This window comes from Hydrogenophaga sp., assembly GCF_041633695.1.
In the GTDB taxonomy this organism is placed as follows: Bacteria; Pseudomonadota; Gammaproteobacteria; order Burkholderiales; family Burkholderiaceae_C; genus Hydrogenophaga.
In genome coordinates this window covers 1-1,120 of record NZ_JBFJMY010000754.1, presented here as the reverse complement: position 1 = coordinate 1,120, position 1,120 = coordinate 1, and the positions used below count along the sequence as shown (strand labels likewise).

The window sequence follows — 1,120 nt, the reverse complement described above, 5'->3', positions numbered from 1 at the left end:
GTGCATCCACGTCAAATTGAGTGCGGCAATCACCTCTTCACCTGCCCAGATCGGCACGGCAATCGAGTCTCGGTCGTCGTTCCACTCTCGGCGAGTTTGGTCAAAGTGCCCACCAAAGTCAGGGGTCCGGTGCCCGTACCCCAACCGCCTTGTCTCGTCGAGCAAGCGCTCCACCATCGCGGGCTTGCGCGCCATGAAGTTGCCGGGCTCGTTGCTGACTGTCAAACGTTGCAGCATGGCCTGACGCTCGCTGTCGCTGCAGAACGCGATGTAGGCCCGGCCCGACGCCGATCGCAGCATGTTGATGCGAAAGCCGATCGGACCCACCGGCACATGCGAGAAGTACGACTTTGGTCGATTGGTTTCGACCACCTCCATGCAATCCAGGCGCGGAACGGCAAGCACGGACGGCCAGTTGACTTTGCGACACAGCCGCTCCATCACCGGTGCCGACACTTCGACCAAGTAGTTCTCGTCGCTCAGCTGCGGGGCGCGGGGCTGCAGCGTGTGGCTGGCCATATAGGCGCCGTCGGCCAGGCGTTGCCAGACCATGCCACGCTTCTCAAGCGTCACGATCACTCTCGTCAACGTGGCCTTTGGAAGGCCGGTTGCGAGAAACAAGTCGTGCAAGCTGGCAGCGCGTGCCTGGTGCAATTACGTCAACACCTCGAGACCTCGGTCCAGTGCTCGGATGGTCTTGACTTTGTATTCGCGCATGCTTTTGCCGTGGTCTGGTGGGTTTCACCAGGAGAAAACTTGATGGGTGATGCTACCCGGAAAAGCCGGGGGTCGCCAATACTTTGCCCATACCCGGAGTGCGAAAAATCGGGAGATACGACACCGACAGGAGACAAGCATGCGCTGGCCACTTGGCCCGGTGCGCTATGGCTCCTGCGCAACTGCTCGGCCAAAGCCGCGCCAACAAGGAGCCATGTTCATGAGTTTTTCCCACGAAGACGTGCAACGCCTGCTGCAACTGCTGGACAGCTCGCATTTCGACGAAATGCATCTCGAAGCAGAGGGCGTGAAGTTGTCGCTCCGCAGAGGCGGTGCGAGCACCAGTCCCGCGCCCGTGGCGCCCTTGTCGGTGCCGGTCCCTTCGGCTTCCCTACAAAACCCG

At 60.9% G+C, this 1,120-nt stretch carries 1 protein-coding gene and 2 pseudogenes; 1 reads left to right on the top strand and 2 read right to left on the bottom strand.

Features of this window, described 5'->3' with window-relative positions; genetic code table 11:
- Both ABYB95_RS23850 and ABYB95_RS23845 read right to left on the bottom strand, forming a co-directional pair.
- A pseudogene (locus ABYB95_RS23850) lies at positions 1–552 on the bottom strand (hypothetical protein); the annotation flags it as partial.
- Positions 553–654: pseudogene (locus ABYB95_RS23845) on the bottom strand (helix-turn-helix domain-containing protein); the annotation flags it as partial.
- A gap of 283 nt (positions 655–937) precedes the next feature.
- Between ABYB95_RS23845 and ABYB95_RS23840 the strand changes: the two are divergent.
- Positions 938–1,120 (top strand): hypothetical protein (locus ABYB95_RS23840; protein WP_372662957.1); only part of this gene is annotated, 183 nt, incomplete at its 3' end.